The sequence below is a fragment of the Pseudomonas shiyinii genome, assembly GCF_056725765.1.
Genome location: NZ_CM161522.1, coordinates 4,899,977 through 4,918,469 on the forward strand (window position 1 = coordinate 4,899,977; position 18,493 = coordinate 4,918,469).

General features: G+C 63.6%; 20 protein-coding genes. 12 read left to right on the forward strand and 8 right to left on the reverse strand.

Annotated elements, in window-relative coordinates; genetic code table 11:
- Positions 1-67 precede the first annotated feature (67 nt).
- On the reverse strand, positions 68-877 hold the full coding sequence (gene trpA / locus ACXHGZ_RS22195) for a tryptophan synthase subunit alpha (protein WP_480461595.1): 810 nt from the start codon (positions 875-877) through the stop codon (positions 68-70).
- Positions 874-2,091, reverse strand: coding sequence for a tryptophan synthase subunit beta (gene trpB, locus ACXHGZ_RS22200; protein ID WP_196145174.1), 1,218 nt, complete (start codon positions 2,089-2,091; stop codon positions 874-876). The genes trpA and trpB overlap by 4 nt, the downstream gene beginning before the upstream one ends.
- 108 nt (positions 2,092-2,199) lie before the next feature.
- Between trpB and ACXHGZ_RS22205 the strand changes: the two genes are divergently transcribed.
- Positions 2,200-3,096, forward strand: a complete 897-nt coding sequence (locus ACXHGZ_RS22205; RefSeq protein ID WP_480461597.1) for a LysR family transcriptional regulator — start codon at positions 2,200-2,202, stop codon at positions 3,094-3,096.
- Between the two features lie 82 nt (positions 3,097-3,178).
- On the opposite strand, the gene ACXHGZ_RS22210 is transcribed toward ACXHGZ_RS22205, so the two are convergent.
- Entirely contained in the window at positions 3,179-3,502 is a 324-nt protein-coding gene (locus ACXHGZ_RS22210) for an ElaB/YgaM/YqjD family protein (protein WP_084855216.1), read from the reverse strand.
- 153 nt (positions 3,503-3,655) lie between these two features.
- Here ACXHGZ_RS22210 and ACXHGZ_RS22215 point away from each other — a divergent pair, with 153 nt between their 5' ends.
- Positions 3,656-3,871, forward strand: a complete 216-nt coding sequence (locus tag ACXHGZ_RS22215) for a dodecin (protein ID WP_042121737.1) — start codon at positions 3,656-3,658, stop codon at positions 3,869-3,871.
- A gap of 106 nt (positions 3,872-3,977) precedes the next feature.
- Positions 3,978-4,199: a DUF1161 domain-containing protein gene (locus tag ACXHGZ_RS22220; protein ID WP_480461598.1), complete on the forward strand. Its 222-nt coding sequence runs from the start codon at positions 3,978-3,980 to the stop codon at positions 4,197-4,199.
- Positions 4,200-4,300: 101 nt separating this feature from the next.
- Here ACXHGZ_RS22220 and ACXHGZ_RS22225 read toward each other — a convergent pair whose 3' ends face one another.
- Positions 4,301-5,305 carry an LLM class flavin-dependent oxidoreductase gene (locus ACXHGZ_RS22225; protein WP_480461600.1) on the reverse strand — a complete coding sequence of 335 codons (1,005 nt, stop codon included), beginning with the start codon at positions 5,303-5,305 and terminating at the stop codon, positions 4,301-4,303.
- A 151-nt stretch (positions 5,306-5,456) separates the two neighbouring features.
- On the opposite strand from ACXHGZ_RS22225, the gene ACXHGZ_RS22230 reads away from it, so the two are divergent.
- Positions 5,457-5,882, forward strand: a complete 426-nt coding sequence (locus tag ACXHGZ_RS22230; RefSeq protein ID WP_411969577.1) for an OsmC family protein — start codon at positions 5,457-5,459, stop codon at positions 5,880-5,882.
- 73 nt (positions 5,883-5,955) lie between these two features.
- Positions 5,956-6,189 (forward strand): DUF1161 domain-containing protein, encoded by a 234-nt coding sequence (locus ACXHGZ_RS22235; protein WP_084855212.1) that lies wholly within the window; start codon positions 5,956-5,958, stop codon positions 6,187-6,189.
- A 76-nt stretch (positions 6,190-6,265) separates the two neighbouring features.
- Here ACXHGZ_RS22235 and ACXHGZ_RS22240 read toward each other — a convergent pair whose 3' ends face one another.
- Complete coding sequence (locus ACXHGZ_RS22240) at positions 6,266-6,679, reverse strand: PA0061/PA0062 family lipoprotein (RefSeq protein ID WP_480461603.1); 414 nt, start codon at positions 6,677-6,679, stop codon at positions 6,266-6,268.
- Between the two features lie 77 nt (positions 6,680-6,756).
- Positions 6,757-7,170: a PA0061/PA0062 family lipoprotein gene (locus tag ACXHGZ_RS22245; RefSeq protein WP_084855210.1), complete on the reverse strand. Its 414-nt coding sequence runs from the start codon at positions 7,168-7,170 to the stop codon at positions 6,757-6,759.
- An 84-nt stretch (positions 7,171-7,254) separates the two neighbouring features.
- Between ACXHGZ_RS22245 and ACXHGZ_RS22250 the strand changes: the two genes are divergently transcribed.
- The gene (locus ACXHGZ_RS22250) at positions 7,255-8,328 is read left to right on the forward strand and encodes an aminopeptidase (protein WP_480464113.1); all 1,074 of its coding nucleotides are present in this window, start codon (positions 7,255-7,257) and stop codon (positions 8,326-8,328) included.
- A gap of 388 nt (positions 8,329-8,716) precedes the next feature.
- On the opposite strand, the gene ACXHGZ_RS22255 is transcribed toward ACXHGZ_RS22250, so the two are convergent.
- Together ACXHGZ_RS22255 and ACXHGZ_RS22260 are read right to left on the reverse strand one after the other, a co-directional pair.
- Complete coding sequence (locus ACXHGZ_RS22255) at positions 8,717-9,367, reverse strand: HAD family hydrolase (protein WP_480461605.1); 651 nt, start codon at positions 9,365-9,367, stop codon at positions 8,717-8,719.
- Between the two features lie 51 nt (positions 9,368-9,418).
- On the reverse strand, positions 9,419-9,961 hold the full coding sequence (locus ACXHGZ_RS22260) for a gamma carbonic anhydrase family protein (protein WP_480461607.1): 543 nt from the start codon (positions 9,959-9,961) through the stop codon (positions 9,419-9,421).
- Positions 9,962-10,064: 103 nt separating this feature from the next.
- Between ACXHGZ_RS22260 and prlC the strand changes: the two genes are divergently transcribed.
- The 6 genes from prlC (at position 10,065) to ACXHGZ_RS22290 (ending at position 18,418) form a co-directional block, all read left to right on the forward strand.
- Entirely contained in the window at positions 10,065-12,116 is a 2,052-nt protein-coding gene (gene prlC, locus ACXHGZ_RS22265; protein WP_480461609.1) for an oligopeptidase A, read from the forward strand.
- Positions 12,113-12,394 (forward strand): YheV family putative zinc ribbon protein, encoded by a 282-nt coding sequence (locus tag ACXHGZ_RS22270; RefSeq protein ID WP_084855206.1) that lies wholly within the window; start codon positions 12,113-12,115, stop codon positions 12,392-12,394. Before prlC ends, ACXHGZ_RS22270 begins: the two co-directional genes overlap by 4 nt.
- Before the next feature lie 129 nt (positions 12,395-12,523).
- Positions 12,524-14,524, forward strand: a complete 2,001-nt coding sequence (locus tag ACXHGZ_RS22275; protein ID WP_480461611.1) for a M3 family metallopeptidase — start codon at positions 12,524-12,526, stop codon at positions 14,522-14,524.
- Between the two features lie 80 nt (positions 14,525-14,604).
- Entirely contained in the window at positions 14,605-15,663 is a 1,059-nt protein-coding gene (locus tag ACXHGZ_RS22280) for a PA0069 family radical SAM protein (protein ID WP_480461613.1), read from the forward strand.
- Positions 15,664-15,978: 315 nt separating this feature from the next.
- Positions 15,979-16,698 (forward strand): carbonic anhydrase, encoded by a 720-nt coding sequence (locus tag ACXHGZ_RS22285; RefSeq protein WP_084855203.1) that lies wholly within the window; start codon positions 15,979-15,981, stop codon positions 16,696-16,698.
- 184 nt (positions 16,699-16,882) lie between these two features.
- The gene (locus tag ACXHGZ_RS22290; protein WP_480461615.1) at positions 16,883-18,418 is read left to right on the forward strand and encodes a SulP family inorganic anion transporter; all 1,536 of its coding nucleotides are present in this window, start codon (positions 16,883-16,885) and stop codon (positions 18,416-18,418) included.
- Positions 18,419-18,493: the final 75 nt, after the last annotated feature.

Sequence of the window (18,493 nt, forward strand, 5' to 3'; positions counted from 1 at the left end):
CCTACAGGAAGCGGTGATCGCCTGTAGGAGCGGCCTTGTGCCGCGATCGAGGGCGTAGCCCTCGCAATCAGCTGCGCGCCGAACGCACACCTTCGGCCAGCGCCGAGCACAGGCTCAGCACATCGCTCACGGCCTGCCCGGCATCCTTGGCCTGGGCGATCTTGTCCACCAGCGCCGAGCCCACCACCACGCCATCGGAGAGCTTGGCGATGGCTGCTGCCTGTTCAGGCGTGCGAATGCCGAAGCCCACGCTGATCGGCAGGTCGGTGTGGCGACGCAGGCGGGCGATGGCCTGCTGGACGTGCTCGGTGGTGGCGGAGCCGGCGCCGGTCACACCCGCCACCGAGACGTAGTAGACGAAGCCGGAGCTACGCTCGAGCACGCGCGGCAGGCGGGCGTCGTCGGTGGTCGGGGTGGTCAGGCGGATGAAGTCGATGCCGGCGGCCTGGGCCGGGGTGGCCAGCTCGGCGTCATGCTCCGGCGGCAGGTCGACGATGATCAGGCCATCGACGCCTGCTTCCTTGGCTTGTGCCACGAACGGCTCCACGCCGAAGCGGTGGATCGGGTTGTAGTAGCCCATCAGTACGATCGGCGTGGTCTGGTTATCTACACGGAATTCGCGAACCATCTGCAGGGTCTTGGCCAACGTCTGGCCAGCGTCCAGGGCACGCAGGGTCGCCAGCTGGATGGCCACGCCATCGGCCATCGGGTCGGTGAATGGCATGCCCAGCTCGATGACGTCGGCACCGGCTGCCGGCAAGCCTTTGAGGATCTGCAACGAGGCGTCATAGCCCGGGTCGCCCGCGGTGATGAAGGTGACCAGTGCCGAGCGGCCTTCGGCCTTCAGTTCGGCGAAACGTTGTTCAAGACGGCTCATGCCTGTTTCTCCTGGGCAGCCATATGGTTCATCACGGTTTGCATGTCCTTGTCGCCACGGCCGGACAGGCACACGACCATCAGGTGGTCCTTGGGCAGGTTCGGTGCGCGCTTGATCGCCTCGGCCAGGGCATGGGAACTCTCCAGTGCCGGGATGATGCCTTCCAGACGGCAGCTGGTGTGGAACGCTTCGAGGGCTTCGTCGTCGGTGATGCTGACGTACTCGACGCGCTTCACTTCGTGCAGGTAGGCGTGCTCCGGGCCGATGCCCGGGTAGTCCAGGCCTGCCGAGATCGAGTGGGCGTCGGTGATCTGGCCGTCCTCGTCCTGCAGCAGGTAGGTGCGGTTGCCGTGCAGTACGCCCGGCACGCCACCGTTGAGGCTGGCGGCGTGCTTGTCGGTGTGCACGCCGTGGCCACCGGCCTCGACGCCGATGATCTTGACGCTCTGGTCATCGAGGAAGTCGTGGAACAGGCCCATGGCATTGGAGCCACCGCCGACGCAGGCAATCAGGCTGTCCGGCAGGCGGCCTTCCTTTTCCTGCAGCTGGGCGCGGGTTTCCTTGCCGATGATCGACTGGAAGTCGCGGACCATCGCCGGATAAGGGTGCGGGCCGGCCACGGTGCCGATCAGGTAGAAGGTGTCTTCGACGTTGGTGACCCAGTCGCGCAGGGCCTCGTTCATGGCGTCCTTGAGGGTGCCGGTGCCGGCGGTGACCGGGACGATCTCGGCGCCCAGCAGCTTCATGCGGAACACGTTGGCCTGCTGGCGCTCGATGTCGGTGGCGCCCATGTAGATCACGCAGGGCAGGCCGAAGCGCGCCGCGACGGTGGCGGTGGCCACGCCGTGCATGCCGGCGCCGGTTTCGGCGATCAGGCGCTTCTTGCCCATGCGCTTGGCCAGCAGCACCTGGCCGATGCAGTTGTTCACCTTGTGCGCGCCGGTATGGTTGAGCTCTTCACGCTTGAAGAAGATCTTGGCGCCGCCGCAGTGTTCGGTCAGGCGTTCAGCGAAGTACAGCGGGTTGGGGCGGCCGATGTAGTCGCGTTGGAAGTAGGCCAGCTCTTCGAGGAATTTCGGGTCGGCCTTGGCGGCCTCGTATTCACGGGCCAGGTCCAGGACCAGCGGCATCAGGGTTTCGGCCACGTAGCGGCCGCCGAACGAGCCGAACAGGCCGTTGGCATCAGGGCCGGCGCGGTATTGGGTCTGGGTCATGGGGCGCTCCAAGGCGTGATCTATGGTCGATGGGCTTTACTCTAACCACGACAAGGCCGGCTGAAAACCGATAAGATTGCGACAACTCGTCAGAAAAACTCACACGTCATGCGCCAGGATCTTCCGCCCCTCAACGCTCTGCGTGCCTTCGAGGCCACTGCCCGGCTCAACAGTGTCAGCCAGGCGGCTGAACTTCTGCACGTGACTCACGGGGCCGTGAGCCGGCAGTTGAAGGTGCTCGAAGAGCACCTTGGCGTGGCGCTGTTCGTCAAAGACGGGCGCGGCATCAAACTCACAGATGCCGGTGTGCGCCTGCGTGAGGCCAGCACCGATGCGTTCGATCGCCTGCGCAGCGTGTGCGCCGAGCTCAGTCGCGATGTCAGCGAGGCGCCCTTCGTCCTGGGGTGTTCCGGCAGCCTGCTGGCGCGCTGGTTCATCCCTCGGCTCGGGCGATTGAAGGCGGACTTGCCGGAGCTGCGCCTGCACCTGTCGGCAGGCGAAGGCGACTTGGACCCGCGCCGTCCGGGGCTGGATGCATTGCTGGTGTATGCCGAGCCGCCGTGGCCTGCGGACATGCAGGTGCATGTGCTGGTCGAAGAACGTATCGGCCCGGTGTTGAGCCCGCACTTTCCAGGGTTCGAACGGCTGCGCGAGGCGCCGGCCAAGGCCCTGCTCGACGAGGCCTTGCTGCATACCACCTCGCGCCCACAGGCCTGGCCCACCTGGGCTGCGCAACAGGGGCTCGACCCGGCGGCGTTGGCCTTCGGCCAGGCGTTCGAGCACTTGTATTACTTGTTGGAGGCGGCGGTGGCTGGCCTGGGCGTGGCCATCGCCCCGCAGCCGCTGGTGGCGGACGACCTGCGGGCCGGGCGCCTGAGCGCACCCTGGGGCTTCTCGCCGACGCGCGCGGCATTGGCCCTATGGGTGCCCAGACGCGCCGCGGACGGGCGCGCCGAGCAGTTGGCGCAGTGGCTGCGCAACGAGCTGGAACGACAAACGGTCTAGTGTCCTGTCTCGGAAATACATTCTCTTTTGGTGGTGCCCAGGACGCCGCCAAAAGTGAACAGCTTATTTCCGAGACTGGACACTAGTTGCGCTTGCACATCAACCAGGCGGCCAGCAGGCCAAGGGCGCCGATGGCGACGCCGGCGGTGGTCCAGGGGTGTTCCTGGGCATAGTCGCGGGTGGCGATGCCGGTCTGGCGGGTGCGGGTCTTCACTTCCTCATAGGCATCGCCGAGCAGCGTGCGCGAATGCTTGAGCGCATTCTCGGCGTTGCTGCGAATCGCCTTCATGGATTTCTGCGACTCTTCCGAGGCATCGTGCTTGAGGTGTTCGAGGGTCTTGAGCAGGCTTTCGATCTCCGCTTCCATGCTTTCCAGCGACGCTTTACGCAGCGAGTTATAGGCCATGATGACTCTCCTTCGCGGTGGTTGGGCTGTAAGGGGTGCGACTGTGCAGCGAAGCGAAAGTGCGATCGAACTTTCCTGCATGGCGATGGTTCGCAGGTAAACCGGGCCTGCGCTGCTAGGCTCAATCTCACACGCCAACCAAGGAGAGCGCTCATGTCCGATCACCACACCTACAAGAAGATCGAGCTGGTCGGTTCCTCGCCCACCAGCATCGAGGACGCGATCAACAATGCCCTGGCCGAAGCCGGCAAGAGCATCAAGCACCTGGAATGGTTCGAGGTGGTCGATACCCGTGGGCATATCCGCGACAACAAGGCGGCGCACTTCCAGGTCACGCTGAAGGTCGGCTTCCGTATCGCCAACAGTTGAAACAAGGCCGGGCTGGCCTGGCCCGGCGAGATGGGGTAAAGGTTTGTGGGTGCCAGTCCTGGATTGGCGCCCTGTACTTTTTTGATCTGAACAAGGAAAGCGATCGATGAAGAAACTGCTGTGGGCGATGGGCCTGATGGCGCTGGCGGGCAGCGCGCAGGCGGCGGGCAAGCTGTGCGAGGAGCTCAAGGCCGAGATCGATGCCAAGCTCCAGGCCAAGGGCGTAACCGGCTATGTGCTGGAGATCGTCGACAAGGGCGCCGGAGGCGGTAAGGTGATCGGCAGTTGCGAGGGCGGTACCAAGGAGATCGTGTACCGCCGCGAGTGATCGGTGGCGCTTGGGGCCCCAATCGCTGGGCAAGCCCCGCTTCCTCAAGGATACGACCCCTGGGAGCGGGCTTGCCCCGCGATCGACGGCGCAGCCGTCGTTTACTCGTGTTTCAAGGCCTGCGCCAACAGCTCATACGAGCGTACCCGGTCCGCATGTTCGTACAGGTCGCAAGTGAATATCAGTTCATCCGCCCCGGTCTGCTCCAGCAGCACCTCGACCTTGGCCCGTACCTTCTGCGGGCTGCCGATCATCGCCAAGCCCAGGAAGCTGCCCACCGCATCGCGTTCATGGGGCAGCCATAGGCCGTCCATGCTCGGCACCGGTGGGCGCTGCATCAGGCTCTGGCCACGAATCAGTGCCAGGATGCGCTGGTACACCGACGTCGCCAGGTATTCGGCTTTTTCGTCGGTCTCGGCCACGACCATGGGCACGCCGAGCATCACGTAGGGCTTGTCCAATACTGTGGAAGGCTTGAAGTGGTCGCGGTAGATGCGGATCGCCTCGTGCATATAGCGCGGGGCGAAATGCGAGGCGAAGGCATAGGGCAACCCGCGCATGCCCGCCAGCTGGGCGCTGAACAGGCTGGAGCCGAGCAGCCAGAGCGGCACGTCGGTGTCGTGGCCCGGCACCGCAATGACCTTCTGGTCCGGCGTGCGTGGGCCTAGGTAGCGGGACAGCTCTTCGACGTCGTCCGGGAAGTCGTCGGCGCTGCCGGAGCGTTCGCGACGCAAGGCGCGGGCCGTCATCTGGTCAGAGCCCGGTGCGCGACCCAGGCCCAGGTCGATACGCCCAGGGTAGAGGCTTGCCAGTGTGCCGAACTGCTCGGCGATCACCAGGGGCGCATGGTTGGGCAGCATCACGCCGCCGGCGCCGATGCGGATGCGCGAGGTGCCACCTGCCAGGTACCCGATCAGTACGGACGTGGCCGAGCTGGCGATGCCGTCCATGTTGTGGTGCTCGGCCACCCAGAAACGGTTGTAGCCGAACTGCTCGACCGCTTGGGCCAGGTCCAAGGAGTTGCGCAGGGCCTGGGCAGGGCCGCCATCGGCGCGTACCGGTACCAGGTCGAGGGTGGATATCTTCAGGTCACGCAGGTGCGTCATGGGTGCCTCCGCAGAAAAGTTGGCCGTGGGGCCTTGGGTGCTCTGTATGGGCACTTTTCGGGGTTTCAATGCTAGGCGTCAGATTCAGCTGAACTTGCAGTAAGCCTGAACCTCAGAACCCATAGGTACCCACCCTATGACAGGAGGCAACATGAAAAAGACAGCATCGGCGATCTGGCAAGGCGGGTTGAAGGATGGCAAGGGATCGCTCTCCACGGAAAGCGGTGCGCTCAAGCAGAACCCCTATGGCTTCAACACCCGTTTCGAAGGCTCGCCAGGCACAAACCCGGAAGAGCTGATCGGCGCGGCCCATGCCGGCTGCTTTTCCATGGCACTGTCGATGATGCTCGGCGAGGCGGGCCTGACCCCCGAGCGTATCGACACCATTGCCGAGGTCAGCCTGGACAAGCAGCCGGACGGTTTCGCCATTACGGCCGTGCACTTGACCCTCAAGGCCAAAGTGCCTGGGGCGAGCGATGCGCAGTTCCAGGAAATCGCCAACAAAGCCAAGGCCGGCTGCCCGGTGTCGAAGGTGTTGAACGCGACGATCACCCTGGACGCCACCCTGCTTTCCTAGGCGGCGCAACAGGAGCGGTTTCCTGTAGTCTAATGGGCGTTGGCAGCCCGACTGCCTTTTCAGGAGCCGTTCCATGATCCGCGTAGCAACCGCCGTGCTGGTCTCCTTGCTGGCTACGGCAGCCATGGCCGCGCCCAAGCCGTGCGAGGAACTCAAGGCTGAAATCGAGGCGAAGATCCAGGCTGCGGGGGTCACGTCCTATACCCTGGAGATCGTGCCCAACAGCGAAGTCCGCGACCAGAACATGATCGTCGGCAGCTGCGATGGTGGCACCAAGAAGATCATCTACCAGAAGAACGACCAGTGACCCGAGCCCGTTTTATCGACGGTAGACCCCGCTCCCATTGGTCCGTGGGAGTGGGTTTGGCCATGAAGGCTGCCGCTCACGGAATGCAGAACACCTGGCTCGGCTCGTTCACCACCACCTTGCGGCTGGCATCGAACAGCAACACCTGCGGCTGCATCACCGGTGCCCGCGCCTCCAGGCGATAGCGCTCGCCTGCCTTGAAGTCATCGAAGCGTACGGTGAGGTAGCAAGTGCGCTCGGTAGGGTCGGTGCTAAAGCCGCCCGAATACACTTCGTAGTCGAAGCGTACCACCAGCTCGTGCCGACCTGGGGGGACCTGGAAGTAGCGGCCATCCTCCAGCCGCTGGCCGTCCAGGCGGTCGGCCATGATGGTCCTGCCAGGCGTGATGGTGTAGAGGTCGACCCAGGCCTGCTTGGGATCGACGGGCGGCAAGGGGCTGGCGCAAGCCCCCAGTGCACTGAGGGCGATCAGCATCATGGGCTGGCGCATGGCGAAACTCCCGCTCGCGGTTTACAGGCTTTAAGCATAGCGCCGTCAGGCCCGCGTTGTCGTGAAACTCTTGGGTTTCAGGTGCGCTGGCAACCGGCTGGCATCCCCTGCCCCACCAGCTTCTGCTGCTGGTCATAGAGTTTGACCCAGGGGCGGAAACCGATGCTGCCGGCCTGCAGCTGGTAGCGTTGGCCGGCACTGAAGTCCTTGAACGTCAGGTTCAGCTGGCAGTCGCGCCACAGCGGTTCGTCCACTGGGCCGATATTGCTCGGCGCCACCGCGAACTGGTAGCGCACGGTGAGCTCATGGTTGCCAGGCTGGACTTCGAAATAGCGCTTGTCGGCCCAGTCGCGTTCGTCCACCTGCACGGCATGCAGTGAGGTGTTGTCGTAGGGCGCGAGGTCGACCCAGGCCTGGTTGGGGTCCGGGTCGGGCAGCGTGGAGCAACCGGACAGCAGCACGAGCGTGCCGACGGCAATCAGTGAACGCATGGCGAAACTCCCCCCTGGCGAGATAGTCTTGGACCGCACTGGCCGTGAGCGAGATAGACAGCCCTGATGTTTCGACTTTTTCTTTTGCAGCGCTCAAGCCATGGGCCTCTCGACCGCATTTTCTGGCGTTTGGTTCCCGTGCTGGCGGCCTTCCTGCTGAACGGTTGCTCCAGCATCGGCTACTACGGTCAGTTGGCCGAGGGGCAATGGCAACTGTTGCGGGCGCGACAGCCTGTGGCGCAGTTGCTGGACAACCCTTCCCTAGGTGGTCCATTGCGCCAGCGCCTGGAGCATGCCGAACAGGCCCGGCAGTTCGCCAGCGAACGGTTGAAGCTGCCGGACAACCGCAGCTATCGGGTCTATGCCGATCTAGGGCGGCCCTACGTGGTATGGAATGTCTTTGCGACACCTGAGCTCTCGCTGCAGCCGGTCACCCATTGCTTCCCGATCGCCGGTTGCGTGGCCTACCGGGGCTATTACCGGCAAGGCGCCGCCCGCGGCGCGGCAGCGTTGATGCGCCAGGAGGGGATGGACGTGTATGTCGGGGGCGTGGAGGCCTATTCGACTCTGGGCTGGTTCGACGATCCGATCCTTTCCTCGATGGTTGCCTGGGGCGATGAACGCCTGGCCGCGGTGATCTTCCACGAGCTGGCGCACCAGCGCGTCTATGTAAAGGACGACACTGAGTTCAATGAGTCGTTCGCCACCTTCGTGGAACAGGAAGGATCGCGGCAATGGCGCGCGGCGCGCGGGCTTCCAGCGATTCGGGATGACCCGGCGCGCCAGCGTGAGCAGTTCGTTCGGCTGGTGCTGGACAGCCGTTCTCGCTTGCAGGCGGTCTATGCCGGGCCGTTGAACGAGGCTGGCAAACGGGCGGCCAAGCAGGCGGAATTCGAGCGCTTGCGGCGTGAGTATCGGCAGTGGCGTGATGGGCCTTGGAAGGGTGATGGGCGTTACGATGCGTGGATGTATGGGCCTATGAACAATGCCAAGCTGCTGCCGTTCGGCCTGTATGACCAATGGGTGCCGGGGTTTGCGGCATTGTTCGAGGATGTGAACGGCGATTGGGGCGAGTTCTATCAGCGGGTCGAGGCGTTGGGGCGGTTGCCGGCTACGGCGCGCAAGGCTGAGTTGGCGCGGCTGGCTGGTCGGGGGTGAAGGGGCCGCTTTGCGGCCCATCGCCGGCAAGCCGGCTCCCACAGGGATTTCGCAAATTTTGAGCGCGGCGCAATCTTGGTGGGAGCTGGCGACAGCCTGCGATGGGCTGCAAAGCAGCCCCAAGCCCTCAAACGGTGGAGCCCCTCCAGACTCAAGGGGCCGCTTTGCGGCCCATCGCAGGCTCCGCCAGCTCCCACCAAGCACGCGGAGCCTGGGCCGTATTTGCACGGCTGGCTTGTTTAGCACCATAGAATCTCCCACCGGGATTGCGCCGCGCTCAAGACTTGCAAAATCCCTGTGGGCGCCGGCTTGCCGGCGATAGGACCGGGCAAGCAACTCAAGACAGTTGCTCTCGTCTCTGACATGCCAGCGATGGGGTGCGCAGGAGTCAGGCCCGGAAAAACGCCTGGTGCAACTGCGCCAACGTGTCGAAATGGAATGCCGGCGCCTCGGCCATCAGCTCTTCGCGGCTGCCAAAGCCATAGCCCACCGCCACTGCTTGCAGCCCATTGCTGCGTGCCCCGATCAGGTCATGCTTGCGATCACCGATCATCAGGGTCTGCGCTGGCTCCAGCCCTTCCTCGTCCAGCAGGTGGCGGATCAACTCGACCTTGTTGGTACGGGTGCCATCCAGTTCGCTGCCGTAGATCACCTTGAAATGGTGATCGAACGCGAAGTGCCGGGCGATCTCGCGGGCGAACTCCCAGGGTTTGGAGGTGGCGATGTACAGCGTGCGGCCTTGGCCATTCAGAGCCTCGAGCAGCTCCGGCACACCGTCGAATACCAGGTTCTCGTACAGGCCGGTGACCCTGAAGCGTTCGCGGTAGAAGTTCACCGCGTCCCAGGCCTTGGCCTCGTCGAAGTGGTAGAACTGCATGAAGGCCTGCAGCAAGGGTGGGCCGATGAAGTGCTCGAGGCGGGCCAGGTCCGGCTCGTCGATACCCAGTTTGGCCAGGGCGTACTGGATCGAACGGGTGATGCCCAGGCGCGGGTCGGTCAGGGTGCCGTCGAGGTCGAAGAGGATGTTCTGCTGGTGCATGGTGTTCTCGGTATCTATGAGCCGTTGCGCTCCTGCAAGCGCGTGGTGTGGCTATCGGTCGTAGCCTTCGGCCAGGTGCTGGTCCTTGAGCTTGACGTAGTTGGCCGCGCTATAGGGGAAAAACGCACGTTCCTTGTCGGTCAGCGGGCGTGCCTGCTTCACTGGACTGCCCACGTACAGGTAGCCGCTTTCCAGGCGCTTGCCAGGTGGTACCAGGCTGCCGGCGCCGATGATCACTTCGTCCTCGACCACCGCGCCATCCATGATGGTGCTGCCCATGCCGACCAGAATGCGGCTGCCCAGTGTACAGCCGTGCAACATGACTTTGTGACCGATGGTCACGTCATCGCCGATCAGCAGCGGGAAGCCCTCCGGGTTGAACGGCCCGGCATGGGTGATGTGCAGCACGCTGCCATCCTGCACGCTGGTGCGTGCGCCGATGCGGATCCGGTGCATGTCGCCGCGCACCACGGTCAGCGGCCAGACCGAGCTGTCCTCGCCGATCTCGACGTCACCCAGCACCACTGCCGAACGGTCGACGAAAACCCGTGGTCCAACTTTGGGAGTGTGTTGCTGAAAGCTTCGAATGGCCATGATAGCGCCCCTCTTGAATGCCGATAGGCGGGCTGCCTGCTGCGGTCGGCGTCGATTGTAATTAAGATGGTCCCGTGTTTCCTCCTGCCAAGGTATCTAAACCGTGAGTGCGAACAACCCGCTTCTGCAGTCCTACGATCTGCCGCCCTTCTCGGCGATCCGAGCCGAACATGTGCTGCCGGCGATCGAGCAGATCCTGGCCGACAACCGCAAAGCCATTGCAACGATCCTCGAACAGCAAGGCAAGAATCCGACCTGGGCCGGCCTGGTGCTGGCCATGGATGAACTCAACGATCGCCTGGGCGCGGCCTGGAGCCCGGTCAGCCACCTCAATGCAGTGTGCAACAGCAAAGAGCTGCGCGAGGCCTACGAGTCCTGCCTGCCGGCCCTGAGCGCCTACTCCACCGAACTGGGGCAGAACCGCCAGCTGTTCGAAGCCTACCAGGCCCTGGCCAACAGCCCGGAAGCCGCCGGCTTCGACGTGGCCCAGAAGACCATCATCGACCATGCCCTGCGTGACTTCCGCCTGTCGGGTATCGATCTGCCGGCCGAGAAGCAACAGCGCTACGCCGAGGTGCAAAGCCGTCTGAGCGAACTGGGCAGCCGCTTTTCCAACCAATTGCTGGACGCCACCCAGGCCTGGACCAAACACGTCACCGACGAAGCACAGCTCGCCGGCCTGACCGATTCAGCCAAGGCGCAGATGGCCGCCGCTGCCCAGGCCAAGGGTCTGGACGGTTGGCTGATCACCCTGGAGTTCCCCAGCTACTACGCGGTGATGACCTACGCCAACGACCGCGCCCTGCGCGAAGAGCTTTACGCCGCCTACTGCACCCGCGCCTCCGACCAAGGCCCGAATGCCGGCCAGTTCGACAACGGCCCGGTCATGAGCGAGATCCTCGATCTTCGCCAGGAGCTGGCCGAGCTGCTGGGCTACAAGAACTACGCCGAACTCAGCCTGGCTACCAAGATGGCCGAGTCCAGCGACCAGGTACTGAGCTTCCTGCGTGACCTGGCCAAGCGCAGCAAGCCGTTCGCCGCCCAGGACCTGGAGCAGCTCAAGGCCTACGCCGCAGAACAAGGCTGCCCGCACCTGGCCAGTTGGGACGCCGGCTACTACGGCGAAAAACTGCGCGAGCAGCGCTACAGTGTTTCGCAAGAGGCCCTGCGGGCCTACTTCCCGATCGACAAGGTGCTGTCGGGGCTGTTCTCCATCGTCCAGCGCCTGTACGGCATCGAAATCGCCGAGCTCAAGGGCTTCGATGCCTGGCACCCGGACGTGCGCCTGTTCGAGATCAAGGAAAACGGCCAGCATGTCGGCCGCTTCTTCTTCGACCTGTATGCCCGCGCCAACAAGCGCGGCGGTGCGTGGATGGACGGGGCCCGCGATCGTCGACGCACGGCAGCCGGCGCCCTGCAAAGTCCAGTGGCGAACCTGGTATGCAATTTCACCCCGGCTGCCCCCGGCAAGCCCGCGCTGCTGACCCACGATGAAGTCACCACCCTGTTCCACGAGTTCGGGCATGGCCTGCACCACCTGCTCACCCGCATCGAGCATGCCGGTGTTTCCGGCATCAACGGTGTGGCCTGGGATGCAGTGGAGCTGCCAAGCCAGTTCATGGAGAACTGGTGCTGGGAGCCTGAGGGCCTGGCATTGATTTCCGGCCACTACGAGACCGGCGAACCCCTGCCCCAGGACCTGCTGGACAAGATGCTGGCGGCCAAGAACTTCCAGTCGGGCATGATGATGGTGCGCCAGCTGGAATTCTCGCTGTTCGACTTCGAACTGCATGCCAACCATGGCGACGGCCGTAGCGTGCTGCAGGTACTCGAAGGGGTGCGTGACGAGGTGTCGGTGATGCGCCCGCCGGCCTACAATCGTTTCCCCAACAGCTTCGCCCATATCTTCGCCGGCGGTTATGCGGCGGGCTACTACAGCTACAAGTGGGCCGAAGTACTCTCGGCCGATGCTTTCTCGCGCTTTGAGGAAGAAGGCGTGCTCAACGCCGAGACTGGCCGTGCCTTCCGCGAGGCGATCCTGGCTCGTGGCGGTTCCCGCGAGCCGATGGTGCTGTTCGTCGATTTCCGCGGTCGCGAGCCTTCCATCGATGCATTGCTGCGCCATAGCGGCCTGACCGAGGACGCGGCGGCATGAGCGAGGTACCTGTGACCAAGACCAAGAAGCGCTTCATCGCCGGGGCTGTGTGCCCGGCGTGCAGCGAACCCGACAAGCTGATGATGTGGAACGAGGACGGTGTACCGCACCGCGAGTGCGTGGCCTGCGGCTTCACCGACACCCTGAACGAACAGGGCCTGTCGGTGCCCACCGAGCTGGGCACCCGGGTCAACCACCTGGCGCCCAAGGCTGCGCCGGCCAAGGTGCAGACCGTGCAGTTCTTCCCCAATCCGAAGCTGAAGAAACCGGCCGAATGAGGCCGTCGCGCCACCCGGTCTGGGCTGCGGTGGCGCGTATCTGCCCAGGCAGGTGGTAGTTATGCAGCCACCTGCCCTGGGCCTTGCGTTCCATGCTCGCGTTGACCATCAACCGAGCAGGAACCTCCTATGCAAACCCGCAACCCGCTATTGAACGACAACCGCTCGCCCATCGATTACGACAGCGTGACGCTCGAACATGTGAAGTCGGCGTTCGATACGGTGATTGATGCCTACGAAACCGGTCTGGCGCACGTACTGGATAGCCAACAACAGCAGCCCAGCTGGTATGGATTGGTCTTGGCGATGGACAACGTCATAGCCGATCTGCAGGCGGTCGTCTTTGCCACTTTGCCATTGGCCGTAAAAGGCGATGCGTGGAGTGCGGCCTTTGGCGAAGGGTATGGTCAGGCGCAGCGTCTGTTCATCGATAACCGCCGGAACAAGCCGCTGCATGCGCTCTATGAACGCCTGGCCACGGACGAGCCCAGCCTGGATGTCTATGAAAAAGCCACGCTGCGCAGGATCCTTCTGGAGTACCGCCTGGCCGGTGTGCATCTGGATGCGCAGCAAAACGCCACGCTGGCGCAGCTGGAAGATGACATCAACGAACAAGTCGGTGGCTTCTATCAGACGCTCGATGAAACGAGTGAGCGATCGAGCATCCGGATCGAGGACGAGGCGCGCCTGGAAGGGGTGCCCCAGCGACTGCGCGACCTGATGGCCCGGCAAGCCAAGGATGCCGGCCTGGAGGGCTGGAAGATTCTCTGCAATGAACGCAACGCCGATGCCATCCTCGAATTTGCCGATGATCGGAGCCTGCGCGAGGCCGTCTACACGGCCTACCATTCCCGGGGTGTTCATCCGGATGAGCAACAAGACAATGGCAACCGACTGCAACAGCTGGCGCTCTTGCGGGAGCAAAAAGGGCAACTGATCGCCAACACCAGCTACGCGCAACTGATGGTGCAGGGCAAGGCTGCGGGCAGCGTCGAGCCTGTTCGTAAGTTGCTCCAGACACTGGCGCAAAAGTTGCGACCCGCCATGCTCAAGGCCCGCGCCGACGTCCAGCGCCTGGCTGCGGAGCATAATCTGGATGCAGCCCAACCGTGGGACATCAGGTACCTGAGAGCCCGCAATCAGGCCCTGAACAGTGAAACGCTGCGCGGCTACTTCACCCTGGACAAGGCGGTGCAAGCTTTGGTCGATCTGGCCGAACGGGTCTTTGACCTGACGCTTGTGCCCTGCTCTTCCTCGGCATGGCATCCCAGCGTGCGCAGTTTCACCGTGCGCCAGGACGGCGTGGAAGTCGGCACGCTGTACCTGGATGTCCTCAGGTATCCGGGCAAGCAAGGCAGTGTCCACACCATTGCCATGCGTCATCGGCGTCGGGACGAGGAAGGACGTACACATAGCGCTTCGGTGATGGTGGTCAGCGACGGTGAGCCAGGGATGGGTGATGAGCCCTCCCTGCTCGATCATCTGGCCCTGCGCAAGCTGTTCCACGAGTTCGGTCATGGGCTGCACCTGCTGCTGATGCCCGCCACCAACCATGTGCTTTCCGATCCGAACCGGGCAGGTTCCGATGCCCAGGAGTTCTTCGGCAAGTTTCTTGAGCGCTGGCTGTGGAACGCGCGGTACCTGGTGGATATCTCCAGCCACTACCTGACCGGTGAACCGCTCACACTCGAGCAGGCTCGGTCGGTACTGGCCAACCTGCGCGAGGCTCAGCTGGAAAAGTGTGCCTTTGACGTGAGCATGGCGTTGTTCGATCTGGAGCTGCACAGCTCGCCCAGTGATGGCAAGAGCGTGCAGGAGCGACTGTTGGAATGTCGCGAACGCTGCGGATGCTGGCCTCTGGCGAGTTTCGAAAAGCCGGCGCACGCGTTCGACTATCTGGTGGCCGGTTACGAGGCGGGCTATTACAGCTACGTCTGGGGCGAAGCATATGCCATCGATATATTCACCCACTTCGAAAAATGGGGGTTGCTCGACAACAGGGCGGGCAAGCGCTTTCGGGCGGCATTCGCCAATTGGGCCAATGCCAAGACGATACCTGAGGGATGTGAGGATTTTCTGGGGCGCCCCATGCAGATCGAGGCAATGCTGGGCTGGTACGGCCTCGAATGAGGCGCATTGGCTGACGTAAGGCGCTGGAACGGATGAACAAGCAGCTGTACTGTATATAGATACAGCAAATGGAGCCTGCGATGTTTTTTCCAGCGCCGCAAAAAGGTCGGGGCACGACCCATAATCCGCTCAATCGCTTCTCCCCCAGCCATTCGACTGCGGAAGACGATGGTTGGTATCAGGACGTGCCTGTGACCCAAGGCACCGAGATCCGCATCGAGGCTGCCAAGACCATCATCACCCGCAACACCTCGCCCGACCTGCCTTTCGACCGCTCGATCAACCCCTACCGGGGTTGCGAGCATGGCTGCATCTACTGCTACGCTCGCCCCAGTCATGCCTACTGGGACCTCTCGCCTGGTCTGGACTTCGAGACCAAGCTGATCGCCAAGACCAACGCCGCCGAGGTGCTCGAGCAACAGCTGCGCAAGCCAGGCTACGTCTGTGCGCCCATCAACCTGGGCTCGAACACCGACCCCTACCAACCCATCGAACGGGAGCAACAGCTGACCCGGCGCCTGCTCGAAGTCCTGCTGCGCTTTCGTCACCCGGTCACCATCGTCACCAAAGGTTCGCTGGTCCTGCGCGACCTCGATCTGTTGGCCGAAATGGCCAGCCAGCGGCTGGCCCGGGTGATGATCAGCCTGACCACGCTGGACGACGATCTCAAGCGCACCCTGGAGCCGCGGGCCGCATCGCCCAAGGCGCGGTTACGGGCCATTCGGGTGTTGCGCGAGGCAGGCGTACCGGTGGGTGTGTTGTGCTCGCCGATGATTCCAATGATCAACGACAGCGAACTGGAGCATTTGCTTGAGGCAGCCAGGCAAGCCGGTGCACAGAGTGCGGCCTACATGATGCTGCGCCTGCCGCTGGAGGTCGCGCCGCTGTTCGAGCAATGGCTGCACGATCACTACCCGCAACGGGCCGCCCATGTGCTCAGCCTGATCCGCCAGAGCCGAGGGGGCGAGTTATACGACAGTCGTTTTGGTTCGAGGATGCGCGGCGAAGGGGTCTTCGCCGAGCTCCTGGCGCAGCGGTTCGCCAAGGCCATGCGCCGGTTGGGGTTCGAGGGGCGGGAGGCGCAGGCGCTGGATTGCACCGCATTCTGCCCGCCGGGTGGGCAGATGGCGTTGTTCTGAGTGGGGCCGCGTTGAACTGCATAGCAGCCCCGACAGATCAAAAAGCCATCCCTAGTCTGGCTCATGGCAACCGATATTTTTCTTCCAGGCTATTGGCGGTTGATGCTTTTTTGCTATTATCGATTTCCCGCCTTTAGAAGCTGGAACGACCGTTCTAGAGCCTTCAAATTCAGTTTCAGTTAAGTTTTCCACGGTAGCGTGAGCCCACAAGAGATTGTGATGAATGGCCCGTGCCCGGCATCTAACGCCCTGCATAACCAGAATCTTTACCCGGTAAACTGGAACTTACCCTACACACCGTCAAGAGGATGAATCATGCCCGTCAAGGACCCATCCAAGGTCGTCCCGGCTGCACCCGCCGAAAGTGCCGATGCTGCCCTGAAGCATATCGTCGACGGCTTCCTGCGGTTTCACCATGACGTCTTCCCCGAGCAGCAGGAGCTGTTCAAGAAGCTCGCCACCGCGCAGACACCGCGCGCCATGTTCATTACATGCGCCGATTCGCGCATCGTCCCCGAGCTGATCACCCAGAGTTCACCCGGCGACCTGTTCGTGACCCGTAATGTAGGTAACGTCGTACCGCCCTATGGGCAGATGAACGGCGGCGTATCCACGGCCATCGAGTACGCCGTGCTGGCCTTGGGCGTGCATCACATCATTGTTTGCGGCCATTCCGATTGCGGCGCCATGCGAGCAGTGCTCAACCCCAACTCGCTGGAGAAGATGCCCACGGTCAAGGCCTGGCTGCGCCACGCGGAAGTCGCCCGCACCGTGGTCGAGGACAATTGCTCCTGCGGCAGCGAGCACGAGAGCATGCAAGTGCTGACCAAGGAAAACGTCATCGCCCAGTTGCATCACCTGCGCACACACCCCTCGGTCGCCTCGCGCCTGGCGGCCGGCCAGCTGTTCATTCACGGCTGGGTCTATGACATCGAGACCAGCCAGATCGAAGCCTATGACGCCGCCAGCGACAGCTTCCTGCCGCTGAGCGCCGACCAGCCGATCCCCTGCGCTACACCGAGAGGCCGCTACTAAGCGGCCCACACCTCGCCGTAACGTTTCGCCGACCGGCCGCACCCGCTGAGGGTGTGGCCAGTTGTCGGCTGCCTTGAATTCCCCTGACTGCCTTGCCGGTTTGCCGGCGGTCCGCGCCTGCGCGCGTGTCGGGGATCCCTGTGCCTGCGGCTGGCGGATGGCCGCGTATCGAGAAAGGAGCTTCATGGTGAACAAGACACAGATCAAAGCGGCCCTGCCGCGTGAGTTGTTGGCATCGGTAGTGGTCTTTTTGGTGGCCCTGCCCTTGTGCATGGGCATTGCGATCGCTTCGGGCATGCCACCGGCCAAGGGGCTGATCACGGGCATCATCGGTGGCATCGTGGTCGGCTTCCTCGCGGGCTCGCCCTTGCAGGTCAGCGGCCCGGCCGCGGGCCTGGCGGTGCTGGTGTTCGAGCTGGTGCGCCAGCATGGCATGGCCATGTTGGGCCCGATCCTCTTGCTCGCTGGCCTGCTGCAGCTATTGGCCGGGCGCCTGCGCCTGGGCTGCTGGTTCCGCGTCACTGCCCCTGCCGTGGTGTACGGGATGCTCGCCGGGATCGGCGTGCTGATCGTGTTGTCCCAGGTACATGTGATGTTCGACAGCGCGCCCCAGCCGTCTGGGTTGCAGAACCTGCTGGGCTTCCCGGCGACGGTGGCTGCTGCCCTGCCACTGGAGAGTGCGGGCAATGGCTGGCAGGCTGGCGCCCTGGGCCTTGGGACCATCGCCTTGATGTGGAGCTGGGAGCGCTGGCGCCCACAGCGCCTGCGTTTCATTCCCGGGGCCTTGCTGGGAGTGGCGGCGATGACCGCCGTCAGCCTGTGGCTGGCCCTGCCGGTGAACCGTGTGCAGGTGCCGGCGGACCTCTCCGAAGCCATCGACTGGCTGCGCCCGGACGACCTGCTCAAGCTGGCCGACCCCGCCCTGCTGGTCGCCGCCTTCGCCCTGGCCTTCATCGCCAGCGCCGAAACCCTGCTCTCGGCCGCCGCGGTGGACCGCATGCACAGTGGCCAACGCTCGGACTTCGACCGTGAACTGTCGGCCCAGGGGCTAGGCAACATGCTCTGCGGTGTGCTGGGCGCGTTGCCGATGACCGGGGTGATCGTGCGCAGCTCGGCCAACGTCCAGGCCGGTGCCCAGACGCGTTGGTCGGCGATATTCCATGGCGTGTGGCTGCTGGCTTTCGTGGTGGCGCTCAGCAGCCTGCTGCAGCAGATCCCAGTGGCCAGCCTGGCCGGCGTGCTGGTGTATACCGGCATCAAACTGGTGGATTTCAAGGCGTTCCGCGGGTTGGGCCGGTACGGCCGCATGCCGATGTTCACCTATGCCGCCACGGCGCTGGCGATCATCTTCACCGACCTGCTGACCGGCGTGCTGCTCGGTTTTGCCCTGACATTGCTGAAACTGGCGCTCAAGGCGGCGCGGCTGAAGATCAACCTGGCCACCCTGCAAGAACCAGGGCACATGGAGCTGCGGCTCAGTGGCGCCGCGACCTTCCTCAAGGTGCCGGCGTTGACCCAGGTGCTGGAAACCGTGCCGCAAGGGACCACGCTGCACGTGCCGTTGGGCAACCTGAGCTATATCGACCACTCCTGCATCGAGCTGCTGGAGGACTGGGGGCGCAGCAACGCAGCCAAGGGTTCTCGCTTGGTGATCGAGCAGCACAGGCTCAAGCGGCGAGTCGAGGGGCGCCTGCGCACGACGGCGGGTATTGGGGCTTGATGCAAGAGGGCCGCTTTGCGGCCCGTTCGCGGGTAAACCCGCTCCCACAGGGCCAGCGTAAATCCTGTAGGAACG

What these genes read in the sequence shown, in the direction of transcription:
- trpA (WP_480461595.1), bottom strand. Translation starts at nt 877, where the DNA reads ATGAGCCGTCTTGAACAACGTTTCGCCGAACTGAAGGCCGAAGGCCGC.
- trpB (WP_196145174.1), bottom strand. Translation starts at nt 2,091, where the DNA reads ATGACCCAGACCCAATACCGCGCCGGCCCTGATGCCAACGGCCTGTTC.
- ACXHGZ_RS22205 (WP_480461597.1), top strand. Translation starts at nt 2,200, where the DNA reads ATGCGCCAGGATCTTCCGCCCCTCAACGCTCTGCGTGCCTTCGAGGCC.
- ACXHGZ_RS22210 (WP_084855216.1), bottom strand. Translation starts at nt 3,502, where the DNA reads ATGGCCTATAACTCGCTGCGTAAAGCGTCGCTGGAAAGCATGGAAGCG.
- ACXHGZ_RS22215 (WP_042121737.1), top strand. Translation starts at nt 3,656, where the DNA reads ATGTCCGATCACCACACCTACAAGAAGATCGAGCTGGTCGGTTCCTCG.
- ACXHGZ_RS22220 (WP_480461598.1), top strand. Translation starts at nt 3,978, where the DNA reads ATGAAGAAACTGCTGTGGGCGATGGGCCTGATGGCGCTGGCGGGCAGC.
- ACXHGZ_RS22225 (WP_480461600.1), bottom strand. Translation starts at nt 5,305, where the DNA reads ATGACGCACCTGCGTGACCTGAAGATATCCACCCTCGACCTGGTACCG.
- ACXHGZ_RS22230 (WP_411969577.1), top strand. Translation starts at nt 5,457, where the DNA reads ATGAAAAAGACAGCATCGGCGATCTGGCAAGGCGGGTTGAAGGATGGC.
- ACXHGZ_RS22235 (WP_084855212.1), top strand. Translation starts at nt 5,956, where the DNA reads ATGATCCGCGTAGCAACCGCCGTGCTGGTCTCCTTGCTGGCTACGGCA.
- ACXHGZ_RS22240 (WP_480461603.1), bottom strand. Translation starts at nt 6,679, where the DNA reads ATGCGCCAGCCCATGATGCTGATCGCCCTCAGTGCACTGGGGGCTTGC.
- ACXHGZ_RS22245 (WP_084855210.1), bottom strand. Translation starts at nt 7,170, where the DNA reads ATGCGTTCACTGATTGCCGTCGGCACGCTCGTGCTGCTGTCCGGTTGC.
- ACXHGZ_RS22255 (WP_480461605.1), bottom strand. Translation starts at nt 9,367, where the DNA reads ATGCACCAGCAGAACATCCTCTTCGACCTCGACGGCACCCTGACCGAC.
- ACXHGZ_RS22260 (WP_480461607.1), bottom strand. Translation starts at nt 9,961, where the DNA reads ATGGCCATTCGAAGCTTTCAGCAACACACTCCCAAAGTTGGACCACGG.
- ACXHGZ_RS22270 (WP_084855206.1), top strand. Translation starts at nt 12,113, where the DNA reads ATGAGCGAGGTACCTGTGACCAAGACCAAGAAGCGCTTCATCGCCGGG.
- ACXHGZ_RS22275 (WP_480461611.1), top strand. Translation starts at nt 12,524, where the DNA reads ATGCAAACCCGCAACCCGCTATTGAACGACAACCGCTCGCCCATCGAT.
- ACXHGZ_RS22280 (WP_480461613.1), top strand. Translation starts at nt 14,605, where the DNA reads ATGTTTTTTCCAGCGCCGCAAAAAGGTCGGGGCACGACCCATAATCCG.
- ACXHGZ_RS22285 (WP_084855203.1), top strand. Translation starts at nt 15,979, where the DNA reads ATGCCCGTCAAGGACCCATCCAAGGTCGTCCCGGCTGCACCCGCCGAA.
- ACXHGZ_RS22290 (WP_480461615.1), top strand. Translation starts at nt 16,883, where the DNA reads ATGGTGAACAAGACACAGATCAAAGCGGCCCTGCCGCGTGAGTTGTTG.